The sequence below is a fragment of the Paenibacillus sp. CF384 genome, from assembly GCF_900106745.1.
Classification (GTDB): Bacteria; Bacillota; Bacilli; order Paenibacillales; family Paenibacillaceae; genus Paenibacillus_Z.
In genome coordinates, this window is record NZ_FNNV01000002.1 from 121,587 (window position 1) to 142,016 (window position 20,430).

The following is a 20,430-nucleotide window of genomic DNA, read 5'->3' on the forward strand; positions in this document are numbered from 1 at the left end:
GGGAGCCTCCTTAGAACAGCGCGTTGTCGCGATTGATTTTTTTGACGATAAAGTTGGATGCGAATACGAGTACAAGTCCGACGGCTGATTGGTACAAGCCTGCCGCGGAGGACATTCCGATGTCGCCCATGACCATGAATGATCGGTACACGTAAGTGTCGATTACGTTCGTCGTCGGATATAACGCGCCGGTGTCTAGGGTGACCTGGAAGAACAATCCGAAGTCCGCGTAGAAGATTCGCCCGATCTGCAGCAAGGTCATGATGACCATAACCGGCATCAGCAGCGGAAGGGTTATGCTGGTCATCTGCTTCCACTTGCTTGCGCCGTCGATCAATGCCGCCTCATAATACTCCTCATCGATTCCGACAATGGCGGCCAAGTACACAACCGAGAAGTAACCGATGTTCTTCCAGGCGTTGATGATGGGCAGCAGGATCGGCCATGCTTCCGGCTTGGCGTACCAGGAGATCGGATCAAGGCCAAGTGACTTCAGCAGCACATTGTTGACGAATCCATGCTCTTCGCCCAGCATGGCGAACACGAGATAACTGATCACGACCGCGGACAGGAAGTAAGGCAGGAACATCGCGCTCTGGAAAAACTTCGCCAATACTCGGCTGCGCATTTCGTTCAGCATCAGTGCAAACGCAACGGCAAGCACCAGGTTCGTCGCGATAAAAACAATGTTGTACAACAAGGTGTTGCGCGTAATATTCCAAGCATCCGTTGTGGCAAACAGGAACTTGAAATTCTCGAAGCCGATCCACGGACTTCCCAGTATCCCCTGCTCGTAGTTAATCTTCTTGAACGCGATGAGGATGCCGAACATCGGCAAGTAATTATTGATGATGACGAGCGCAATCGTCGGAAGCATCATCAGGTAGAGCATGCGGAAGCGGATTATGCTGCGAAATCGGCTAGGTCTGGCCAGCCTTCCTTCGACCTTGGCGACTGCGCCGGCGGCGTTCAGCTTCGCGGGTATGGTTTTCATCATTCATGGCCTCGCTTTCTCTCTTTCTCTATGGTGCTGCTCACTCTCCGTCTCTATCTGAATTATAGAAGAGCGGCACTGCCCCCCTCTACGCATGCAAGTGACATGATGAACGTTTTGGTTACACGGCTGGACGGTCCGGATGACTGGACGTTCCAACTGAGCCGGTCTAGGTCTGCCACCACCAAGGTCTCTGCCACCACACCACTACTTCCACCTACCTCTACCTCTACCTCCACCTCTACCTCTACCTCTACCTCTACCTCTACCTCTACCTCTACCTCTACCTCTACCTCTACCCCTACCCCTACCTCTACCTCTACCTCTACCTCTACCTCTACCTCTACATCTATCTCTACCTCTATCTCTACCTCTACCTCTACCTCTACCTCCACCTCTACCGCAACTCCACCACCACTGTCCTTTATTGGCTAACCAACAAGTGTTGCAGAAAATGCAACATTTTCCCCTCACAATGGACTACTTCTGCCAAATGTTGCGCGAAATGCAACATTTGGCAGCGAAATGGCACCAATGGGCTGAAATGAGAAATAAATGCTGCATTTTCTGCAACATTTTCCGTCCGGAAGCTCATTTCCCCCGAAAATGCTGCTTAAATTGCAACATTTCTCATACCGAAGAAAACCCCAATGATAAAAAACTGCCTCAAAAGTCGCATGGCGCGCTTTCGAGGCAGCTATTGAACAGCTATTCGGGTTTGTATGGCTTTCTATTTCGCTCTACCCGGCTTTACCGCATCAAGGAAGCGTCCCATTCGTAATCACAATATCGTCGACATAGCCGCGATATTGTCCCGAGTCGGCAGCACGGTCGTAATTCAGAATAATCCGGTCAATCGTCTTGCCGGATAACACCGTACCGATGTTGGACTTAATATTCGTCCATGCGTTCAGTGCGATAGCACCGCCATGCCCCGCATTCGGATGCATGCTGAACCCGTTATAATCGACGGCCCCGCTGTCACGAAGAGTCGTGCCATCGGTCATGATCAAGTCCACCGCAACGTACCGTGCTCGATCTACTTGCGGGTACAACCAGTAGCCGAGCTTCGTCGATGCCGTAATGGCAATGTTCACGTCAAACACCTTGCACTTCGCATAGGACTGCGACGTACTGTTGTCCGTACCCGAGAACATCAGCGCAGCCGTGCCCGCATGCGGAGACTCAAGACGTGGCGAGCACTCCGGATTCGTACCCGCGGTATAACCGCTAACGTTCAGACTCCCGTCCAATGTATCGAGCCAGGTTGGCGCTGTATCCCCACTTTCAAAACCACTGGTAAACAGAGTCGAACCACCACCGCCTCCACTGCCCGGCGTCACTTCGAAGGCAACGGCCGTCATCGGCGCGATGGAGTACGTAAACTGGCTGCCGGAATAGGCCAGAGACGTGCTGGAAGTCGGATTCGTTGTTGCATCCAGCTTCCATACGTTCACAGTACCGGTAGCAGACGAAATATTTTGCAATTGTACCGCTGCATCATAGGTCACGCTGGCATCTTTGTTCACCGCAATCACATAGGTTTTACCGGTTGCCGTATCTTTCGAGGCGACAAATTCCAGATTGGTCGTGCCGCCCGTACCGGTCAGCTTCTGGTTGCCGAAATGATTGCCGAACAGATGGTACGCATAGTAAGGCTTATAAGGACTGTATGAAGTGTTATCGAGCAGACCCAGCAAATTCGTGCCGGTCTCCGCTAAATTGTAGGACATAAGCATATCCGCGTTACCCTTCATCGCATTCACAATGGCACTCGCCGAATAGATAGCATTAAAATAATTGTGGTACTTCGCGTTATACGTGCTTCCTCCGTCTTGGTGGCTCATGTTATATTCGGTTATCGCCGCTCCGTACAGCTTGCCGGATGGCCCTTTGAAGATATCCCCCGCACCGCCGGACTTCACCGTTGCCACATTATCCTGATAGTGCGGCTTCGTCCATGCAAGGCGCGTCGCATCCGAATTCGTTGGATCCGGACCATAGTCATGCCAGCTTAAAATATCAATTTGGCTCTCTAATTGTTTGGCGGCATAGGATACATATCCGGTTGAGCTTAAATCCGACCATGCATCTACCGGTCCGATCAGCTTAATGGTGGAATCTTGTGCTTTCATCGCATTGCCAACCGTCTGCGCAAATGTTTTGTAATTGGCTTGGCTCGAGAATTTGCCGTCTCCTTCGATCGTAGGCTCGTTCCAAAGCTCCCAATAACGAATGGTCTTCGAAGCCCCGAGCACATGGTCCGTGTTATATCGCTTCACTACGCCTTTCATGAAATTGGCATATTCGGTCCAATTAGCGGACGTAATCGTGCCGCTTGCATCGCGCGTATTCGGTACGCCTGCCGGGAACCCTGCGATGACAAAGAGCGGCTCTGCTCCGGCATCGTAGATCGTATTCAGTATCGCATCCATGTCCGTCAGGGCAAAAGTACCGGCAGATGGATAAGGGTCTCTACCGTTATACAGCATGTTCTGAATCGGATTCACGCGCACAAGCTTAATCTTCGCATCGCTGATTCTTGTCTTCAGTGCCGTGTTGCCTGCCCACCAAGCATACTTGTCCGGTGCCCCGACGCCCCATGCGAATGGATTGACGCTTCCCGCATTCGAAGCCGTATCCACCGTAATCGTCGTTGCCGTACCTGCGAAGCTGACGCCTGCGGGAAATAACATCGTAAGTGCCACCGCTGCCGTAATGCCTAATTTCCACCCTGCTTTCATCCAACTTGTGTTCTTCACTAATTCACCTGCTCCCATAGATTTATGCAGCTATAAGAAGAGGAGGACGCTGCTGAAGTTGCAAGCTGCAGGCTCCATAACATCCTCTTCGTACTGCCTAACTAATTCATGAGCCAGAGCGTACCAAACTGCGAGGCATTCTTCGCGTCTCCCACGCCGGAAGACCATTCGATATACCCTTCACGGCCGCTGCCATCGTTATCGTTGACGAGGAAGGAGAAGCCTGCCGCCTTCAGTGCCGCTCCTACGCCGAAGCCATCAAGCTCGGCAAACGGAATGCTCAGCTCATAGAGCGTCGTGCCGTTCGCTTCGTCCCGGGTGACGGCGATTTCCCCATTCTCCATCAAACCGCCTTTGGCGAAGCCCATCCCCTTGAATAACTGCGGAGCTGCTCCATCCGGTTTACCGATCTGCATCTCGTATACCTGCGCACCGTATCCGGCACCTGCCGCATTGGTCGCGTCAAAAGCCAGCTGGAGCGAATCCCCCTGCCACATCGCTCCTCCGGACTGCGGCTGGAAGGCTTTCTCATCCTTCACCGTCGCAAGTACGTACAGTTTCGACGCGTCCCACATCAGCTTCACATTCGCAGAAACATCGTTCACTTGCCAGCTCGCGCGATAATTGGCACTCACCTGTGCCTGCTCGTTCGCAATCGCAGATGCGGCAGATTGCCAGCTATCCTCCACCAGTCCGTCGATAACGGGAGCCACCGCGACATGGGAGGCGGTCACTACATAAAGCTTCTGCCCAAAAGGTATCGTTTCTCCGCCCACATTTACGCTTCCCGCAATGGATAACGAACTCATTGCTTTCGTGCCGCTAAGCGGAGCAAGCGTATACGGAAGCGATACAGAAGCTCCCGGCGCTAGTTCGAATGCCGTCTGTCCCATCGTCAGCTGCCAGCCTGCGGGAGCAGGCAATACCACTGTCCCCGTCAAAGGAAGGTTCGTCGTATTCGTGAGTTGAACGACCTTCTTATCGACTTGAACCGCTAATTTAGGAACGACGTCGAGCGCAACGGTTTTGGCAGCTAATGCCGGCTTTGATCCAAGCGGCTGTATCGTCGCTTTGACCGTACCCAGGTCAGCAGATGCCGGCGGCTTCAATTGGAAGGTGATTGTCTGGCTTGCGTAAGGCTTCACCTCATACTCGCGAAGCATGCCCTTCGCTGAAGAGGAGGTAAACCAGCTCTTCGGGATGCCTTTCAGCTCCAGAGTCCCTGCGATCTTGCGGCTGCTATAGTTATAGACTTCGACTGAGAACGAATTCTCGAAGCCGCGCGTCAGCTTTGCATTGCCAATCCGCGTATAGGGACTGTTCATTATCCACGCTTCCGCAGCATCGACAGGCTTTCCTGTAGAGAGCTTCTTCGTTCTAGGGACAGCTCGGTTAACGTACGACCGGAGGTCAATTCCTTGCACATAGATCGGCTGTGCGGACAGCGCTATCGTCACCTTCCCTTTGGTTGGTGCAACTGAAGAGGCATTGCCGTAGAAATCGTATACGGTCACCGCTTTGGATGAGGCAAGCTGAATGCTCTTGGCAGCCGTCGACCATAGCGCCATAACAGGGTCCACGCCATGACGGTCGAATGCAAGAGCGGTGACGCCATCGCTGCCAAGCCCGACGTCGCCGACATAGACGCGATCCGACAACACCCGGTTCATCGCAGCCACAGCGGGATAGATCGGTTTCACTGCACCGCCAATGCCGGAATCGGCAAGTCCGAATTGCGTATCTGTAGCGATATTAAACGAATATAGCGCGTTCTTCTGTACGCCCATTGCATCTGCAAGCAGATACCCCTTCACCGTGTAGAGCGCTTGGTTATTCGCACCTTGCTCGTCCGTTCTCCAGCCCCACTCTGTCAGCCATACCGGCTTATTCGGCATTTTCGCCTGGACGCCTGCAATATCGTGGACGAACGCATTTCCGGCCTCCGGGTCTCCTGCCTGATAAGGATGAATAACGACCGCGTCTGTGTAATTCACTGCTCCATGAGTGATCATGTCATCCAAATAGCTGCCGCCCGTTCCCGATAGACCGCTCATGACGACGGTCGCGGAAGGATCTGCCCGCTTAGCCGCCAAATATCCGGCCTTCAGCAGTTCCACATAAGCCTCAGCCGAATGCGTCGGTCTGAAGAACCCATCGAGATTCGGCTCATTCCAAATCTCCCATAGATGGACGGTATCTTTGTAGCGTTTTACCGTCTTGTAGACAAAGTCTGCGTATTCGCCGACTGTACGAGGCGGGTAATGCTCCGACATCTCGGCCCCCTGCGGTGCGGTGCTCGCCCAAGTCGCGCTATAGGCCAGCAAGCCGATCATTTGAAGGCCGCTCTTCTTGTTTGCAGCCACGATTCGATCATAGAGCGACCAATCATAGCGCCCCTTCGATGGCTCGATCGTATTCCACAGAAAATCATTACGGACAAGCTCAGCGCCCGATAACCGGATAAGCTCCGCTTCCTGCTGACGGAGAGCGTCACTCGCAAGATAATCGTAATGCGTCGAGAAGCCGTTCATCGAACGCGAATCGGACTGCGAATGCTTCGCAGGCGAGGCAGGCGGTGCTACAGTTGCGAATGCAGTCGTCAACGCCGACGTTAAGCCCCCATCATCCTCCGTGACCGCTTCGAATGTGAAGTAGCCATAGCGAGGGGCCGCGAATGACGCGGTCACGCTCACTTCTCCTCCTGCAGCGATGACGGGAATCGTAAGCGTGCCTGTCAGCACCTTCGTCTCCGATGCATCTTTCACCGTATAGTTCAGCTTTCGCGTTTGCGATGTCGGTGAGGAGCCGCTGTTGCTCAGCTTCGCCTCGATCTTGACGCTCTTGCCTTCGAATACCGATCCCGGTTTCAATGCGGCCAGCTTCGTCACTTTCAGCGACGGCTCACGCACAACCGGAGGCAGCAAGCCGCCTTTATAGAACGAAAAGTTATCCAGCTCCCAGTAGCCGGAACCGTTCTCCTCCGGACTAATATTAAGGCCGTTGACTAGTTTCCAATCCAGCTTCCCGTCACCGCCGCCATCTTGGTAAGAGAGCTCCGATGCCGCGATGGATACCGGCGTCCAACCATTGCCCTTCACTTCGATAACGGATCGGAACTTATCTCCGCCGTCTTTCTCTTCAACCCCAACGGAGTAATGCCGCGTCGTCCCGTCACCGCGCATCATGAACTTCAACGCCTGCGTGCCGTCAAGCTTCCAGCCCGCAGGAAGGTTTCCGTGGGCGACAAGCCCCCATCCGGCATCCGAACGCGTGTAGGTGAATCGTGCTCCAGCACCTTCCACGCCTGCCGTCTCCGCTTTTGCAATCTGGCTGCCATCCCCCGCCCACAATCCCCAATCCCCGAATGAATCCGGCGAGAAGGCGTTCGTGTAGCTAGGTTCGAATGCTCCGATGGTCAGGTCGTCAATGGTGAGCTGACCGGAGCGGTTCATTTCGGGACTTATATTGATTGCATTGACTTTCCCCCAATCGAGATGCTGATCTCCGCCATCCTGATAAGTCAGCTCCGATACCGGAATCGTGATGAGGGTCCAATCTCTATCCCCGATGGATACCAGCTTCCGGTACTTGTCTCCTCCGTCCTTCTCCTCCACGCCAACGTAGAAAGTCTGCTCTTCCCCGTCGCCTTTGGCATAGAACTGGATCGTCTTCATGCCGTCGTCCAGCTGCCACTCCGCTGGCAGCTCTGCGTGCGCAACCAGCCCCCAACCAAGCGACGAGCGATCGTAGTCGATGCGCACCGCCTTGCCGGACACGCCGTTCACGCTTTCTTGTTTAACCGAGCTGCCTTCGCCGGCCCATAACCCCCAGCCCGTAAACACATCGGGATCGAAGCTATTCGTCCATGTCCCGGCCGTTTCTGCAGCAGACGCGCCTTGATTTGGCATCCATAACGGAACCGCTACAACGAGTGCCATCAACCATTTGATAAGTATTCCTGCCTTCACTGCCTTCACTTGCTTCCCCAATTCGCTTCCTCCTCCATCCTCCATATCCATTCATAACCACACCGTTTATCGATGTCATCCTGAATACTATCGTGTTTGGAAGCGGTTTCTCTACGATGTGCGGTGACAATTCCGACGTTTCCGTTACTTCGTCGGCAAGTTTGCGATGCAAAAAACCTCCGATGCCGTCATCGGAGGTTTAGGACAGCTATTTATTAAACTTTTGCCGGTATTCCTTAGGGCCAATGCCGACGATTTTGCGGAAAATCTTGGCGAAGTGAGATAAATTCGTGTAACCGACCGCTTCGGCAATATCGGATACCTTACGATCCGTGTCCGACAATAACGATTTCGACTTCTCTACTCGAATATGCATGATGTAGTCGGATAAAGCGATACCCGTTTCTTTCTTGTACAATCGGGACAAATAGGCCGGATTAAGATAAACATGCTTCGCGATATCTTCCCGCTTCAACTCTTCATCCATGAGATGCAGCGCCACGAACTGATGGATCCTATCGATAACCGCCCGCGTGTCCGGCACCTGACCGTGATAAACCTCGAATGCCTCCTCCAGCGTTTGCTTCGCCCAAGCCTGGAACTGAGACAACGACCTTATCCCGACTCTCGCGGCATATCCGCTGTGGATCGGCAATCCTTGGCGATGGAACGAACGATAGAGCAAATGCTTGATCGAGGTCGTCAGCATATCCACCATATCCGCTGTCGCTTCCCGTTCTCTCATAGCCTTAACCGTATCGTCTAATCGACGCAGAAGCTCCTGTTTGTTTCCCGCTTCGAAGAGTACCAGCCAATCATCGACAGGTGCAAAAGGAATCACCTGCTGTGCCGTTCTCCCCGCCGTTTCCGACCACATAAACACGTCGTTCGACTCCGCCACATTATCTTGTTCCTGCTCCAATAAGGTTTGATAGGAACCCGGAAGTCGGCAAAGCTCTGTCCCTTCTCCGATATAACAAGAAACCTCGCAGTAGAAATACCGCTTAGCCGCTTCGAGCATGCTCCTGCAGCGATCCCTTAAACGCTCCAAGCCTGCATCATCATATACGCCGTCATAGAGCAGGGCAACATTAACACCGGATCTGTCTTGCAGCACCACGCCTCGGCTATCCGCAAGCAAGATTTCCGCAGCCGAATTCCGAATGGCATACTCCATGATCTCTTCATCCCGCGTATCGAGCTCTTTGTTCCACTGTTCCACGCTAATTAGAATGGGGAGTACCGTTTGATGAGCGGACAGCGGCAAATTATAGAGATGAATCGCTTCGTCAATCGTGTCCGGCGATGAAGAGATGCGCCGGCTCAAGAGATCCTGCCAGAAGCGTTCAATAAGCAGAGGCTTCTGCTGCACCCATCGATCGTGATAACGACGATACGTTTCCTGATATTGTTTGGCTTCTCGTTTCTCCCTGATCTCCTTCAGAGCCTTAACGACTACTTGCTTTAGCTCCTCATAATCGATCGGCTTCACGATATATTCATAGCTTCCGAGATGCACCGCCTGCTGGGCATAGCTGAAGCTGGCATGACCGGTCAGGAAGATCGTTTCCGTCTCGGGAAATTGCTCGCGCGTCCATTCAAGCAGCTGGATTCCGTTGTCGCCCGGCATCTCGATGTCGGAGATCAGCAGATCGACGTTCACTCGGTTCATCAGCTCCTTCGCTTGCTTAGCGCTGTAAGCCTCGTAGATGTTGTCGATAGGTACGTCTGTCCAATCAATGCCCTGCGTGATGCCGGCAACCGAGTATTTCTCATCATCCACGATCAATAGATTAAACATGCTCATTGCCTCCTCCGTCCGTCCCCAAGTTGTAAGGCAAGGTCAGTCGAACGATCGCGCCATGCGGATCGCCGTTCGCGAAATGCGCTGACGCCTTGTCGCCGAAATACAGCTGCAGCCGATGAATGACATTCCAGATGCCAATATGGCTGCCGTCCGCTTCCTCCATATAGCTTCCTGAAGCAAGCTTCGATAGCTGCTCGGCCGGAAACCCTTCTCCGTTATCGGCGATGACAACGACGAATCGCTCGGGATCATTAGGAAGCGCTTCCGCAACCATGCGAACAAAGAACGATTCGCCTTCCATTCGCATGCCATGAACGATGGCGTTCTCGACGAAGGGCTGAATCGACAGTGCCGGGATGGATGCCTCTCCCCACGGTGCCGGGATGTCGATCTCAAAATCCAGCATATCGGGATATCTCAGCTTCTGGATTTCCAAATAATTGCGAATATGCTTCATTTCTTCGTTCAATGTCACATGCGAGCGGTTTGTTCTTATTGTGAATTTAAAGTAGTCCGCTAAGTATAACGCCATCTTCTGCACGTTCCCATACAACTTCAACGTTGCCAAGCTGTATATGATATGAAGGCTGTTTAAATAGAAATGGGGGTTAATCTGGACCTGCAAATGCTTCAGCTCCGCTTGTTTGACGCGAAGCTCCTGTTCGTAAATGCCGATCCGAAGCTGCTTGATCTGATCGGCCATATGATTGTAAGTAGACGACAAGAACGACAGCTCGCTTGTCTTATCTTCGGCCAACCTGAAATTCAAATCCCCTTGAATGATTCGCCGCATACCGCGCATCAAGTCGCTAAGCGGCATGAACAACACTCGCCTGAGCAGCAGAACATACAAGCCTAACACCAATATGGCGAAGATCGGAATGATCCATGCCGCCCGTATGAAGAAGGTCAATCTCTGAAGCAGGCTTCGCTCTGGAACGAGTACAACGATACGAATATCCGACAGCGCGGATTTCGTTCCGACAGCCAGCTTCTTTCCCTCCGGCTGGTCCAGCACGGCATAGGAATCGTCAAGCAGATCCAAGCGAGGGCGAAGATCGTCCAATCCGGCATCCGTTAAGGAGGATGAGGTTAGCGGCTCGCCATTCGCTCCGAGTACCATTGCCTCCCCGCCTCCCCCGAGGTTCAATTGTCGGAATGGGACAAGCAGGCTCTTCACATCTATCCAGGCGCCGAGCATGACGTCCGGAGAAGCATGAACGGCAGTGAACAATCCGTATCCCCGACCATTGTGCAATACCGTCCAGCCGGCATTGTCGTTCACGCTGCTTTTGTCCAGCCAGTTGGCCAGCTCACCGAAATCTTTATAGTTGCCATCCGTTACGGTTAAATCCTGCCCGCCCCGAGAATAGACGAAGAACGTATTGATGGTACTGTACAGCACGAGATCATCGCGCAGCCGATTAATGATGCGCGCCTTGCGCATCTGATACTCCCCGTCACTGTCCGAGAATAGATTCAAAGACAGCACGTCAGGATCGCTGGCAGCTCTCGTCAGCAAATATTTGCTCGTATCCTCAAGCACCTGATCCACCTTGCTCTGCATGAACAAGTCGACCAAATCATTATTGGAGGACGCTACTTTCTCTCGTACGACATGAATCGCATAGAAATTCGTATAGAGATGATAGGCCACAAGTGGGACAAGCACCGCGAATATGCCGATTATCAGTTTAAATTGGAGCGACTGGAATACTTTCATCGGAATCGATCCTTTACAGTGGATGGAGTTGGGTACATTCGATTATCTCACACAGCGCGAAAAGGCGTCCACGCTATACGGTGCACATTTGAACGTTTTCGTTACCTTCTCCTCCGGAAGATACAAACGCAAAAAAGGCCGCCCGTCTGGGCAGCCTCTCCGTAATAGCAAATGCGCTCAACTCTTACAACAAATCCCAGTCAAACATAACGCCAATCGCCGAGGTACGATCCTTCATCAGGAAGTCATACGCAGCAGGCGCCTCAAGCGGCGAATACGTATGGGTCATCAAATGTTCGAGGTTCATACGACCTTGGAGCAGGTAATCGTAGAATACGGCTGTCATTTGATCGCCGGTCACGCCGTTGTAGTTCCGCGTCATGCTGGCATGAACACCAAGAATGGCGACGGAGTTCGAAACGACGCGCGGTCCGATTACTTGCTGGGATGGCTGCGTTGTATCGCCGAGCAATACGACACGGCCCATTTCCTTCGCAAGCAGCGTTGCAGGTGCCAATACGGCCGGATGGCCCGTAATATCATACACCACGTCGCACATGCTTCCGCCCGTAATTCGGCGTACTTCTTCTGCCGCAACATCGGCACCGGCGCAGATCGTGTGGGTCGCTCCGCTCTTGCGGGAGAACTCCAGGCGCGATTCCGCCTGATCAATGACTATGATATGTCTGGCTCCGGCGGCTCTCATATACTGCACGACCAGCTGGCCTAGCAAGCCTTGTCCGATGATAGCAACGGATTCGCCGAGCTTCAGCTCCGCGCGGCGCGTGCCTACCTGCGTAATTTGACCAAGCGTCAGCCAGGAAGCTTGCTCATCTGAGATGCCGTCCGGAATCAGTTTAGCGTTACTTGCATGCGTGTTGAAATATTGTCGGTGCGACATATTGGACGTAATCCGGTCGCCAACCTTTAAGCCTTCCACGCCTTCGCCCACTTCAATAATCTCTGCTGCCATGGAATAACCCGGGTTAAACGGGTACTGGACCCATGACTCCCAGTTCGTATTCGTATCGAAAATACCGCGCAGGCATAGCGTTTCCGTGCCCGTGCTGATTAGCGATTTTCTGGCTTTGCAGCGCACCTCGCCGGGCTGCAGCGGAGCTAGTTCTTCTTCACGTACTTCAACGACCTGCGCCGCCGGAAAAATAATATTCTTGGTATTCATTGGATCAGTTCCCTCCCGATTCGTCTATACGGACATTGTAGGAGAAAAGAGTGCGCTTACAATAGAGCAGTTTTATCGCTATATTGATCATTTCTTTAGGTTATCGTTACCTGCATGAGGCGGCGGTACTGAATGGGTGCCATGCCTGTATGCTTCTTGAACAGCCGAGTAAAGTTGGTAACCTCGGAGAAGTGAAGAGCCTCCGCCACCTGAGTCACGCTCATATCCAGATCGGTAAGCAGCAGCGCTTTGGCTTTCTCGATTCGCAGCCTGCGCTGCAGTCCGATCGGCGACATGCCGTACAGCTCCTTGAATCTGCTGCTTACATAGGCTGTGTTCAAGTGCAGCTGCTGTGCCATCTCCGCTAACGAGATCGGCTTCTCCGGCTGCTGCACGATTTGGCATAACATGCCGAGGAAGCTCTGCTGCCCTCCTGCTGCCGAATCCGCAACCGCTCGCTGTCCGATTGCCTCATCAAACAAGAGATACAACAGCTCCAAAGACTTCGCTTTCTGCAGAATCGCCGCCGGCAACGACGAGGCATTGCGCCTCGATTCCATGAGCTGCTCGAAGACGGCCTCGAAGCGTTCCTTCTGCTTCAGCTGATAGATATACGGAATTTGAAACAGCGGCAGCACATCCAACACCCGCTCCACTTTGTACGTAAAATGCCACCATAGAATAACCGCTTCGTCATCCGTATCTTTATATTGATCATGGACCAAATGCGGAGGGATAAAGATGACGCTGCCCGGCACGATATCATAGATCGCATCGCCAATACGCAGCTTCGCGGTGCCTGTTTTGTGATAGGACATCATATATTCGCTTGAGAACGCTCGGTCACGGAAATTCATTTCCCTGCGCGTATGAATGGCAAACTCCGACACGTTCAGCTCCGCCTGTTGAAGGAGCTTAATCAAGTACTGATTCACTTGTAATCCCCATCCAATCTATCTGTCTGCCTGTTAGCTGCATAGTCGCCGATACCTCTCATTCTAGCATAGGGTTAAGGGATCGAGGGATTGCCATTCTTCAAACGGTCAAATTCATAGATCGCTTGCAGCTTAAACTCGCTGTTCTCATCATCCCGATGAAAAAGGCCCATGTAACCGACATCGGCGAAAATCATCGTTTCCACGGACGTCTTCTCGTCGCTGCGGCTGGACTGCCAATAGTAATGAAGCTCGCGCGGTGCATCATACCATAGCCAATCCAAGTCTTGGATGCTCTGATTGTGATGTGTCAGCACCCAAATTTGAAACAGCACATGCGGATCCTTGATATCGATTTGCGACGCAAGCTTGACGTTCTTTAAACGTTCCGCTTCCTTCCGAAGCAGCTCATGAATCTCCGAATCCGCTGTAATGGTCGTTATGGAACGCACTTTATTGAACTGTGCGGCATATTGATCCGCCTTGGCATGCACGCTCAGCTCGTGGAACGAGAGGGTAGGTAAATAGAAATTCGCCGCAACCGTAACCAAGCCGAAGATCAGCGCTCTCAGCAAGAAGCCATGCTTCTTCTTGTTCATGTAGGACAGTCCGATGAGGAACCCGACCGGGATCAACACCTTACTAATATTGACGTAGAAATTGCATAAGCAATAGATCGCGACGATCATCAGCCACATCCGCACAGTCATGGCTTTACGCTGATCGAGATACGATACCAGAAGGAGTGCCAGCAATCCGACCCAAATCATGATGTTCATGATTTAGCGGATTCCGCGAACGATGGTCGTGTCGGCCGATACGAAAGAAACATTTTGCCGGTAACGCAGCTCCAGCTCTTGATCCCCCAATTGAATCTCGAAAGTCACCGTAAAAGGGGCTTCGACGAAACGCAGCGTTACGAGCAGCGTGTCTTGCTCCTGCCAGGTAAAGCTGGCCATCGTCCGCTGCCTGTCACGCGCGTTCGGTTCCGGATGGAGGAGTCTGCTGCTGCCTTCCTTCCACGTACCGCGTCCGCCATTCACGATATACGGTCCTTCTGCTCCATCGAACGCCATTACAACTTCTCCCCGGTCGAAGCGGAGGGTAAGGGACTCCCATTGCTGCGGGTTCTCCTCCAGCTGATAGCTTACGCCGGAAACCAATTCCTCCTGCGCAGAGCTAGCGCCGAATGCCGGAGGGTGAAGAGCTAAGGATGCGAGCTGCGTGGAAAGCAGTGCGGCTTGTTCGGCATTTGCTCCCAGCGGGATAGGCAGGTCCTGAGCAGCCGGGAGAATATGCGTCCAGATGGCATCCAACACACCTTGCATGTCATTCGTGCTGCTTGTAATGGCAATGACCATATCTTGCTCTGGCATAACGATACAGAACTGGCCGAATGCGCCGTCTCCTCGGTACGCACCGTACCGGCATTGCCAGAACTGATAGCCATACCCCTGTGCCCACTCGTTGTCCCCGCCATCGCCATTTTCGATTTGCTTCGAAGTCGCTTCCTCGACCCAAGCTTCGGAGATGAGACGTTTTCCCTCCCACAGTCCCTTCTGCAAGTAGAGCTGCCCGAACTTCGCAATACCTTCTGTAGTCAGCGCCAATCCCCAACCGCCGACATTGATTCCACGTGGGCACTCTCCCCATGTCGCGCCTATAATGCCAAGCGGTTCGAACAATCGCGGCTGCAAATAATCGAGCAGCTTCTGTCCGGTTACCTTCTGCAGAATGGCCGACAGCATATAGGTCGCTCCGCTGTTATAGACGAAATGAGTGCCAGGCTCCCGCTCCACTGGGAGCTGAAGGAAGGCCCTCGCCCAGTTGCCGTCTTCACTGGTAATGAGGTTCACGATCGTGTCCGTTTCATGACCGGTTCCCATCATGAGCAAATGGCGAATACGCATCGCTTGCAAATTCGGTGACGGATTCAGCGGCGTCTCATCCGGAAAGTAGGAACTAACGCTGTCATCGATCGATAGCAGCCCCTCCGCCACGGCCATTCCGATTGCTGTAGAGGTGAAGCTCTTGCTTAGCGAGAACAGCATATGCGGCAGCTGGCGCGCGTAAGGCGCCCACCAGCCCTCGGCTGCTACTTGGCCATTTCGCATGATCATCATGTTATGGATTTCGATTTGACGCTCCTGCCACTCATTCAGCAGGGCCGTAATCGCCTGCGGATGAATGCCCAGCTCTTCCGGCCGGCTTCTGGGCAGGCGCAGCTCTGTTCTTGTCATAAGGGAACCGCCTCTCAAAGTTGTGGCTTATTATCCTGATTTTCATTGCTGCCGAACTCTCTCCAGTTAGTCTTAATTTGGTTCATCAGCTTGGAGAGCGGCCGCTCAAACTCTGCAGCAACCAGATAGCAGATGCCCGCAATGAAGGCGAACCTGCTCATGACTAAGGGGCCGTTGCCTACATAATCCAGCATGGCATCGAATAAATCACTGTTCCAGGAAGTGACGTTCGAGCCGAATATGGCGGCTGTGACGTACCAGATGCCATAGAGAAAAGCCGCAATACAGATGAGAATAATTCCAACTGATCTCCTGTTCATACCTACCTCCTGCGAGTTGATTTGCTGAAGTTGCAAATTATGCAACATTTTCCCATATAGATGAGCATCTGAGAGAAAATGTTGCAGATTCTACAACACTTTTTATCTAAACGGGCGGGAAAGTCCCTATTTGGGAATAAATGCTGCAATTAGTGCAACATTCACATGTTTGGCACGCAAAATAGAGCGCAATGTTGCATATTGCGCAACAATTGTGAATGGAACCAGAATAGCTAATCCAGCAAGAAGTCGGCCAACCACCGTTTCCTCCCATGCGGTCGCGGCTTATTGTTTAATCGTGCGCACCCAGCCATCCACGCACAAGTCCAGCCAGTACTTCCCTACTGCCGGATCCGCCTCTGCCGCATCAAGCAGCCATTCCGGCAATTGCTCCCGAGCAATGCTGCCAAGCGCCTCCATGTGAACCGTTAGCGGGTCGATGTGCTGAATCATCTGCGTCTCGCCTTTACCTGCATGACCGATCGGCATCGGCCCGGCGTTGTCAGGCGGATACGCCACATATTTATCGATGCCGCCAACCTGGATCGTTTCGAATACAAGTGGATTCGGCAGCTCCTCCATCGCCTTCCATCCCCAGGAATGCCCCCACTCCAGCGTTTCCTCACGCGTCAGCTCTGCCGCCGCACGTCTAAGGCTAAGCGCCTGCAGTCCTTCCATGCCTTGATGATGCTGCACTATGTAGATCCGCTTGAAGCCGATCATCCGAAACCGTTTCAGCAGCTCCTTGACATACGCATAGAAAGGCGCCGGGTCAAAATCTATCTCGCCATCCTGAGGCCCGCCGGCCCAAGACAACGTCGGACCGAACGAAATCGGCGGCGCGACGACACATGGACACTGCTTCTCCACCTCGGTGCAAATATAGTCCGCAAGCATAACATCCGTTCCAATTGGCAGATGCGGCCCATGATATTCCACCACACCAGCTGCCATAATAAGCGGCAAGCCGTCTTTCACCGCTGCTCGAATTTGCTCAGGACGCATTCTCGTCAAATACATCTTCCTATCCTCCCTAACCGACTGGTCACGTTATCACTATTGATTCTTATTCTGCTTCGCCTCTATCGAAACCTGTTAGATTGCGATATCCCTGCGAATAAAATAAAAGCGAATGCACTTCCCGCAAAGGAGATGCATTCGCTTATTAGGATCAAGTCAACCAACTAACCCCCATCTCCTCTAACGATCCCTTCCAGCCGGCAGGGGGCTCATTATCAGAGACGATGCAATGAATATCCGTCAGGTCGGCGATCTTCGCGACCGTTCGTTTGCCGATCTTCGAGGAATCGGCGACGACGATCGACGTTTCCGAGCAGCGGATCAGCTTGCGCGTGAATAAGGCCCGCTCGAAGTCGTAGCTCGTAATTCCGTTCTCGAGCGAGACGCCATCCACGGAGAGGAAGGATTTGTGCACATAGAAGTCCTCCATCACTTTCTCTGCGATCGGGCCCGATACCCGCATATGCTTGCTATTGACTTCTCCCCCGATGAAGATCATTCTACCGTCGAATAACCCTCGCTTCTGATAGTCGACAAGAAGAATAAGCGTCGGAATGGAGCATACGAGAATGGTAAGATTGCGTTTGTCTGCCAGGTGGTGAAGAATCTGCATAGCGGTACTGCCTTCATCGATCACGATAACGTCATCATTTTGGATTAAATTCGCCGCCAGCATCCCGATCTTCCGCTTCTCTTCGGCATGAATGACCTCACGTTCGTGATAGGCAGGCTCGAAATCGGCCTGTACTTTAACCGCCCCGCCGTAAACCTTCTTGAGCTTGCCGTCCTTCTCAAGATCATCAAGGTCGCGCCGAATCGTCTCCGTCGTCACCTCGAACTTCTGCGCGAGCTCGTTCACCTGAACCTTCCCTTGGATGACCAACAGCTCAAGAACGCGTTTCTTTCTTTCCTCACTTGCCAGCGACATGCTGTTCACCCCTTGAACTTATTAGTGCCATTATATCAAAAGGGGATTCATTCGTAATAGCTTCCGCTTGCAACTTCATGAATCGACAGCTCGATTTGCTCAAGCGCCCATCGCATTTGCTCGATTGTAATTAATAGAGAGGGCCGCAGCGTAATGACATTGCCTTCAATGATCTTGAATGCCACGCCTCTTTCCATCGCCTTGTACATGACAGCTTCGGCTTCCGTGACGGCTTTCTCTTTGGTCCGCTGATCTTTCACGAGCTCGACGCCTAGATGCAAGCCGACCCCGTTGACGTTGCCCACCATCGGACAGCGCTCGCGAAGCCCTTCAAGCCATTCCAGCGTGAATTGGCCAACTTTCTCTGCATGATCAACAAGCGAGTGTTTCTCCAGATAGGCAATCATGGCCAGCCCCGCCGCAGCAGACAGCCCATTCTTCTCATGCGTAAAATGTCCGATGGACAAGTGGCCCAGCACGTTGAAGCTCTCTCTGGTTACGATGGCAGCCATAGGGAGAAGCCCGCCGCCAAGCGACTTGCCGAGTACAAGAATGTCCGGCGTCACACTGTGCTCACAAGCAAACATTTTACCCGTACGACCGAAACCTTCAATAATCTCGTCAAAAATAAGCAATGCTCCGTGTTTCTCGCACAGCGCCTTCACCCGCTCCCAGAAACGAAGGCTTGGCACGATCGGAGTAGCCGAGATCGGCTCGCCGATGACGCAAGCGATATCGCCTTCGCGCTCGAACAGCAGCTCCATCTGACGCAGAATTTCATCGTCCACGGCCTCATCGCAATCGAAGCCCCACGGATTACGATAGTAATTCGGGAACTCCACATGGAGCGCCCCCGGCACCATTGGACCGTTGCCTGCCTTGAACAACCGTTCGCCGCCTACGCTTGAAGCCTGAAATCCGTTCCCATGGTAGGAATCCCAGAACGAGATCGTCTTCCACTTGCCCGTAATCTGCTTCGCCAGCATAACCGCCATCTCAATGGCTTCCGAACCGCCGGGAGCGAACAGCACGCGATCAAGCCCAGCCGGCGTGATCTCGACGAGCTTCTTGGCCAGCGCGACCGCATACTCGTTCGTGTACCGCCTTGGCGTGAACGTCTGCTTGTTTCGCAATGCCGCAATCACAGCTTCGATCACATCATCATTATTGAAACCGACGTTATGGACGCCGTTCCCGTGCATGTCGATGTACGCCTTGCCGTCCATGTCATAGATATGGATGCCTTCCGTCTTCGACAAGACGTTCATGACCGGCGTAGACAAGCTTTGATGGAGAAAATAGCGGTTGTCATCCTCGAAAACAGTTTGTGCAGCTGCACTCAAATTACGGCTCCAATAACGGCTCCGCGCGTCGGTTTGGTTGATGTCTCCTTGCTCCCTGCTCATCTCCATGACCTAATTCCTCCGCTGATCATAATCATCTATCGGTACTGCATCAGATTGAGCCCGTTATCCGTCGAATCGAATACGTGAAACTTATCATCGCGGAATCGAATGTGAATAATATCACCGGAATGAACATCCGCCTCGTTATCGACTAGGAAACGAATCATCCCCTCGAGCTGGTTCCGCGTATCGATGACCTTCACCAGCTTGCCGCTGCCCAGATGCTCGATAAGGTCAACCTTCATCGCAATCCCGAGCGCGTCCGCAGCATCGGTCAACGAGATATCATGCGGCCGTATGCCTAAATGCACTTGCTTGCCGATATGTTTCACATCCACTTTGCGCGCTTCCGGCAAGGTGTACTGAAACCCTTTCGTCACGATGATTTGCACGCCATCGCGCTGTTCGATTTTTCCCGCGATCAAGTTCATCGGCGGGTTACCAAGGAAGCTGGCGACGAACAGGTTCACCGGGTGGTTGAACAGTTCCTCCGGCGGCGCGTATTGTTGGATCTTGCCTCCGTTCAGAATCGCGACACGGTCGGAGATCGCAAGAGCTTCCTCCTGATCATGCGTCACGATAATCGTCGTCACGCCGAGCTGACGCTGCAGCTTACGGATCTCATCGCGAACGTCCAGCTTCAGCCGCGCATCCAGATTGGACATCGGCTCGTCGAGCAGCAGAATCTCAGGGTCTTTGGCCAAGGCGCGCGCCATCGCTACCCGCTGCTGCTGACCACCGGACAGCTGCGATGGCTTGCGATCGAGAAGATGATCAATCTGCAGAATACGGCCCATTTCTTTAGCGCGTTCATATGCCTGCGCCTTCGGCACTTTACGCTCCCTCAGCGGGAAAGCGATGTTGTCGCGAACCGTAAGATGCGGGTACAACGCATAGGATTGGAACACCATCCCAATGTTGCGATCCTTGGGCTCCACGTGATTGACCATCCGGTCGCCGAAGAAAATTTCGCCCGAGGTAGGCTTGAGCAATCCCGCAAGCATCATCAGCGTTGTCGTTTTGCCGCAGCCGGAAGGGCCAAGCAACGCAACGAATTCCCCTTTTGGGATTTCCAGGTCGAGCCCGTCTACGGCTCTTCCGCTTTCTTTTTTGCCATCGTAGGATTTGACGATATTCCTCATTG

At 52.9% G+C, this 20,430-nt stretch carries 15 protein-coding genes; all 15 read right to left on the reverse strand.

Features of this window, described 5'->3' with window-relative positions; genetic code table 11:
* Positions 1-10 precede the first annotated feature (10 nt).
* Entirely contained in the window at positions 11-997 is a 987-nt protein-coding gene (locus BLW29_RS06230) for an ABC transporter permease (protein ID WP_256208401.1), read from the reverse strand.
* A 59-nt stretch (positions 998-1,056) separates the two neighbouring features.
* Positions 1,057-1,389, reverse strand: a complete 333-nt coding sequence (locus BLW29_RS31345; RefSeq protein ID WP_090977372.1) for a hypothetical protein — start codon at positions 1,387-1,389, stop codon at positions 1,057-1,059.
* Between the two features lie 363 nt (positions 1,390-1,752).
* Positions 1,753-3,756: a hypothetical protein gene (locus tag BLW29_RS06240; protein ID WP_090977374.1), complete on the reverse strand. Its 2,004-nt coding sequence runs from the start codon at positions 3,754-3,756 to the stop codon at positions 1,753-1,755.
* Positions 3,757-3,857: 101 nt separating this feature from the next.
* Entirely contained in the window at positions 3,858-7,745 is a 3,888-nt protein-coding gene (locus BLW29_RS06245; protein WP_177186505.1) for a sugar-binding protein, read from the reverse strand.
* A gap of 187 nt (positions 7,746-7,932) precedes the next feature.
* A complete protein-coding gene (locus tag BLW29_RS06250; protein WP_177186506.1) occupies positions 7,933-9,525 on the reverse strand; it encodes a response regulator transcription factor in 1,593 nt (530 codons plus the stop codon).
* Positions 9,518-11,254: a sensor histidine kinase gene (locus BLW29_RS06255; protein ID WP_090977380.1), complete on the reverse strand. Its 1,737-nt coding sequence runs from the start codon at positions 11,252-11,254 to the stop codon at positions 9,518-9,520. Before BLW29_RS06255 ends, BLW29_RS06250 begins: the two co-directional genes overlap by 8 nt.
* 184 nt (positions 11,255-11,438) lie before the next feature.
* Complete coding sequence (locus BLW29_RS06260) at positions 11,439-12,437, reverse strand: zinc-dependent alcohol dehydrogenase (protein WP_090977382.1); 999 nt, start codon at positions 12,435-12,437, stop codon at positions 11,439-11,441.
* A 95-nt stretch (positions 12,438-12,532) separates the two neighbouring features.
* Positions 12,533-13,372, reverse strand: a complete 840-nt coding sequence (locus BLW29_RS06265; protein ID WP_090977384.1) for a helix-turn-helix transcriptional regulator — start codon at positions 13,370-13,372, stop codon at positions 12,533-12,535.
* A 74-nt stretch (positions 13,373-13,446) separates the two neighbouring features.
* Entirely contained in the window at positions 13,447-14,151 is a 705-nt protein-coding gene (locus tag BLW29_RS06270; RefSeq protein WP_090977386.1) for a hypothetical protein, read from the reverse strand.
* 3 nt (positions 14,152-14,154) lie between these two features.
* Positions 14,155-15,612: a serine hydrolase domain-containing protein gene (locus BLW29_RS06275; protein ID WP_090977387.1), complete on the reverse strand. Its 1,458-nt coding sequence runs from the start codon at positions 15,610-15,612 to the stop codon at positions 14,155-14,157.
* 14 nt (positions 15,613-15,626) lie between these two features.
* Positions 15,627-15,932 (reverse strand): hypothetical protein, encoded by a 306-nt coding sequence (locus tag BLW29_RS06280; RefSeq protein WP_090977388.1) that lies wholly within the window; start codon positions 15,930-15,932, stop codon positions 15,627-15,629.
* Positions 15,933-16,217: 285 nt separating this feature from the next.
* Positions 16,218-16,952 (reverse strand): creatininase family protein, encoded by a 735-nt coding sequence (locus BLW29_RS06285; protein WP_090977390.1) that lies wholly within the window; start codon positions 16,950-16,952, stop codon positions 16,218-16,220.
* Positions 16,953-17,103: 151 nt separating this feature from the next.
* Positions 17,104-17,880, reverse strand: a complete 777-nt coding sequence (locus BLW29_RS06290; RefSeq protein ID WP_090977392.1) for a DeoR/GlpR family DNA-binding transcription regulator — start codon at positions 17,878-17,880, stop codon at positions 17,104-17,106.
* A 47-nt stretch (positions 17,881-17,927) separates the two neighbouring features.
* The gene (locus BLW29_RS06295) at positions 17,928-19,292 is read right to left on the reverse strand and encodes a (R)-1-hydroxy-2-aminoethylphosphonate ammonia-lyase (protein WP_090977394.1); all 1,365 of its coding nucleotides are present in this window, start codon (positions 19,290-19,292) and stop codon (positions 17,928-17,930) included.
* A gap of 29 nt (positions 19,293-19,321) precedes the next feature.
* A complete protein-coding gene (locus BLW29_RS06300; protein WP_090977797.1) occupies positions 19,322-20,428 on the reverse strand; it encodes an ABC transporter ATP-binding protein in 1,107 nt (368 codons plus the stop codon).
* Between the last annotated feature and the right edge of the window lie 2 nt (positions 20,429-20,430).

Bases quoted from the DNA above. Each gene is read 5' to 3' on its own strand.
- BLW29_RS06260 (WP_090977382.1), bottom strand. From the start codon at position 12,437: ATGAATACCAAGAATATTATTTTTCCGGCGGCGCAGGTCGTTGAAGTA.
- BLW29_RS06295 (WP_090977394.1), bottom strand. From the start codon at position 19,292: ATGGAGATGAGCAGGGAGCAAGGAGACATCAACCAAACCGACGCGCGG.
- BLW29_RS06255 (WP_090977380.1), bottom strand. From the start codon at position 11,254: ATGAAAGTATTCCAGTCGCTCCAATTTAAACTGATAATCGGCATATTC.
- BLW29_RS06250 (WP_177186506.1), bottom strand. From the start codon at position 9,525: ATGTTTAATCTATTGATCGTGGATGATGAGAAATACTCGGTTGCCGGC.
- BLW29_RS06270 (WP_090977386.1), bottom strand. From the start codon at position 14,151: ATGAACATCATGATTTGGGTCGGATTGCTGGCACTCCTTCTGGTATCG.
- BLW29_RS06290 (WP_090977392.1), bottom strand. From the start codon at position 17,880: ATGTCGCTGGCAAGTGAGGAAAGAAAGAAACGCGTTCTTGAGCTGTTG.
- BLW29_RS06275 (WP_090977387.1), bottom strand. From the start codon at position 15,612: ATGACAAGAACAGAGCTGCGCCTGCCCAGAAGCCGGCCGGAAGAGCTG.
- BLW29_RS06230 (WP_256208401.1), bottom strand. From the start codon at position 997: ATGATGAAAACCATACCCGCGAAGCTGAACGCCGCCGGCGCAGTCGCC.
- BLW29_RS06300 (WP_090977797.1), bottom strand. From the start codon at position 20,428: ATGAGGAATATCGTCAAATCCTACGATGGCAAAAAAGAAAGCGGAAGA.
- BLW29_RS06285 (WP_090977390.1), bottom strand. From the start codon at position 16,952: ATGTATTTGACGAGAATGCGTCCTGAGCAAATTCGAGCAGCGGTGAAA.
- BLW29_RS06280 (WP_090977388.1), bottom strand. From the start codon at position 15,932: ATGAACAGGAGATCAGTTGGAATTATTCTCATCTGTATTGCGGCTTTT.